Raw genomic sequence first — 3,405 nt, forward strand, 5'->3', positions numbered from 1 at the left:
GACGGCGGGGCTCCGCCCCGGACCCCGCGCCTCAAACTCCCCCAGCTACCGCTGGGAGGTGCCCCCAGCGGGGCTGGGTATGCAGGACGAACGCGGTACGTCCGGTCCCGACACGGGGGCGCCCCGGCCGGGGCAAGGGCCGGCCGGGGCGAGGAGCGGTGGCGGCGCCGGGACCGCGGGCCGCCCGGCCGCCCGGCCGCCCGGGCGGGGCATCGCCCGGGCAGGGCAAGGGCCGGCCGGAGCAAGGGCCGGGGGCCGGGGAGGGGCTAGTAGTGGGTGCCGCCGTCGATTCGGATCTCGGTACCGGTGATGAAGGCACCGTCCTCGGAGCCCAGCATCGCCACCACCCCCGCCACCGTCTCCGGCCCCGCGAAGCCCTGCCCCAGCGCCGGGGCGAGCTTCGTGAAGAGGCTCCAGTCGGTGTCCTCCGGCAGCCCCGGCCCCGTCCCGCTGGTCATGTCGCTGGAGATCGAGCCGGGGGCCACGCTGACCGCCCGCAGGCCCTGCTTGCTGTACTCCGCGGCCAGCGAGTGGGTCATGGCCTGGATGCCGCCCTTGGTGGCCGCGTACGCCGACATGTACGGGTGCGCGAAGGTCGCCGAGGTCGAGCTGAAGTTGACGATCACCGGCCCGTCACCCGCCAGCAGCGCCGGCAGGGACTCGCGGATCATCAGGAACGTACCGGTCAGGTTGACCGACACGATCTTGTTCCAGAGCTCCAGGCTCGTCTTGTGGGTGTGCTCCGACCGCAGGATGCCGGCCGCGTTGACCAGCACGTCCAGCCCGCCGAGCGCCGTCACCGCCGCCGCCACGCCCGCGGCCACCGCGGCCTCGTCCGAGATGTCCAGGACCGCGGTGGTCAGCCGGTCGGCCGTGCCGTCCGCGGCGGCCCGCTCGGCGGTGGCCTTCAGGCCGGCCTCGTTGACGTCGACCGCGACGACCCGGCCGCCCTCGGCGAGGATGCGGTGCACGGTGGCCTGGCCGATGCCGGAGCCGCCGCCGGTGATCAGGACGCGCCGTCCCTGGTAACGCTGCATGTCGATGTCCTCCGTGGACTTGGGGGAAGGGGTTCGGGGGGTGCCCCGCCATCGACTGTACCCACCTAATGGCACGTTTTGCCACCATGTCATTCCACGCATCCCGCCCTTCTGCTGGCGTACCCTGCGGGTGTGAACTCGCCTCGCCCCTATTCCCCCACCAGCGGCCCGGGAGTCTCCCTGACCGAGCGCCGCAAGGCGGCCACCCAGCTGGACATCGCGCGGGCCGCCTGCGCCCTCTTCGCCGAGCACGGCCCGGACGCCACCACCGCCGAGGACATCGCCCGCCGGGCCGGGGTCGCGCTGCGCACCTTCTACCGGTACTTCCGCAGCAAGCAGGACGCCGTCGCACCGCTGCTGGCCGGCGGCGGGGACGCCTGGCGGGCGCTGCTGGCCGCCGAGGAGCCGGGGGTGCCCCTGGGACCGGCCATAGAGCGGGCCGTACGGGCCTCCCTGACCGTCGCGGAGGACGAGGAGGGGCTGGAGTGGACCCGGGGCCTGCTGCGGGCCGCAGAGGGCGACCCGGCGCTCCGGGCGGTCTGGTACCGCGTCAACCAGGACTCCGAGGAGCGGCTGGTCCCGGTCCTCGCCCGGCTGGCCGGCGAGACCGCCGACCCGCTGGAGGTCCGGCTGCTGGCGGCGGCCGCCACGGACGCGATCCGGGTCGCGTTGGAGGCCTGGGCCGGGACCCCGGCCGGCCCGCCCGCCGCCCCCGCCGACCTGGCCGTCCGCTGCCTGCACACCCTGACGGGCTCGATGCGGCTGGTCACCGGCGGCTGACGGCCGGCCCGGCCCGGCGGGAGGCCGCTCTCAGGCCCGGACGAGCAGCAGCAGGGCCACGTCGTCCCGGGGGCCCCGGGTGAAGTCGGAGAGGTCCTGCCAGAGCGCCGCGACCAGGTCCGCGGAGCCGGCCAGCCCGGCCAGCCGGGCCGGCAGCGGGTAGAACTCACCCGCCTCGTCCCGGGCCTCGGTGACCCCGTCCGTGTGCACGAACAACCGGTCCCCCGGCTCCAGCACGGCCTCGGTGACCTGCGGCGGCTCCAGCCCGGCGAGCCCCAGGCCCAGCGGCGGACCCGGCTCGCAGTCCACCGGGGTGATGCCCGCGCCGCGCAGCCGCAGCACCGGCGGGTGGCCGCAGGAGACGATCCGCACCCGGTCCGGCGCCCCGGCCGGGAACTCCAGCAGCACGGCGGTGGCGAACAGCTCGGCGTGCTCCACCCCCGCCGAGTCCTCCACCAGCCGCCGGTCCAGCCGGGCCGCCACCGCCCCGAGCCCGGGGTCGTCCAGCACCCCTTCGCGGAAGGCCCCCAGCAGCGAGACGACGGTGCCCACCGCCGCCAGCCCGTGGCCCTGGACGTCCCCGACCACCGCCCGTACCCCGTACGGCCCCTCGCGCACGTCGAACAGGTCCCCGCCCACCAGCGTGCCCCGCTGGGCCGCCCGGTACAGCCCCGAGCAGCGCACCGGCCCCACCCGCTCCGGCACCGGCGGCAGCACGGCCAGCTGCGCCGCCTCGGCGACGGTACGGACCGAGACCAGCTGGGCGTCCCGGCGCCGCCGCACCCAGGCGATCACCACGCTCATCAGGCCCACCACGGCCACGGTCGCCAGGTCCCCGCCCCGCGCGTGCCCCACGCCCAGGCTCTGCACGCCCAGCAGGAGCAGCACCAGCCCCGCGAAGACGGAGGTACCGAGGGCGCCGTACGAGAACGCGGCCACGGGGGGCAGCGCGGCGAGGAAGAAGCCCAGCTCCTTGGCGGGCGTGAAGTGCTCCACCAGCGACAGCACGACCAGGGCCACGGCGGTGCCGGTCCGGACCCAGCGGGGCGGCGGCGTGCCGCGCAGCCAGCCCGGCTCCGCGTCCCCTCGTCGGCGCCGCCTGTTCACCCCTTCACCCTGGTACGCCGTGGCCCGGTGCGCATTCCGGCAGCCCCGGCGCCGCCTCGCCGCGGCGCCCGTCCGGCCGGCCCGCCCGTGGCCCGCGCGCCCTCGGCCCGGCCCGCCCGTGGCCCGCGCCGTCCGTGGCCCGTGCCGTCCGTGGCCCGTGCCGTCCGTGGCCCGTGCCGTCCGTGGCCCGCGTGCCCTCGGCCCGCCCCGTCCGCGGGGCTACCCGGTCAGGCCCGGCCTGGCCTTGGCCCGCGTGGCCTGGCCGCCTTTGACCCACTGGTGTTCGGCCCTGGCCGGCCTGGTCGCGGCCGCCTCGGCCGTCCGCTGCGGTTGTCGCCCGTGGCGGGCGGGGGCCAGGGGTGGGGGTGGGGGCGGGCGGGGCCCACGGGTGGGGGCGGGGTCGGGGGGCCGCTGCGCGGAGCGGTTCCCCTACCCGCCCCTTCCCGAAACCGTGGGCTCCGCCCCCGGACCCCCGGAGCCC

General features: G+C 77.3%; 3 protein-coding genes. 1 reads left to right on the top strand and 2 read right to left on the bottom strand.

The features are described 5' to 3' along the window. Positions 1-266: 266 nt before the first annotated feature. Entirely contained in the window at positions 267-1,037 is a 771-nt protein-coding gene (locus tag AB0O40_RS37720) for an SDR family oxidoreductase (RefSeq protein WP_365050858.1), read from the bottom strand. A gap of 132 nt (positions 1,038-1,169) precedes the next feature. Between AB0O40_RS37720 and AB0O40_RS37725 the strand changes: the two genes are divergently transcribed. Further along, complete coding sequence (locus tag AB0O40_RS37725; RefSeq protein WP_365050860.1) at positions 1,170-1,817, top strand: TetR family transcriptional regulator; 648 nt, start codon at positions 1,170-1,172, stop codon at positions 1,815-1,817. A gap of 30 nt (positions 1,818-1,847) precedes the next feature. Here the strand turns inward: AB0O40_RS37725 and AB0O40_RS37730 are convergent, their stop codons facing one another. Further along, on the bottom strand, positions 1,848-2,924 hold the full coding sequence (locus tag AB0O40_RS37730) for a PP2C family protein-serine/threonine phosphatase (RefSeq protein WP_365050863.1): 1,077 nt from the start codon (positions 2,922-2,924) through the stop codon (positions 1,848-1,850). Between the last annotated feature and the right edge of the window lie 481 nt (positions 2,925-3,405).

Source organism: Streptomyces sp. NPDC089919 (genome assembly GCF_040684615.1).
Taxonomy (GTDB): domain Bacteria; phylum Actinomycetota; class Actinomycetes; order Streptomycetales; family Streptomycetaceae; genus Streptomyces.

Excerpts from the sequence above, each read along its gene's own strand:
- AB0O40_RS37720 (WP_365050858.1), bottom strand. The coding sequence starts at position 1,037 with ATGCAGCGTTACCAGGGACGGCGCGTCCTGATCACCGGCGGCGGCTCC.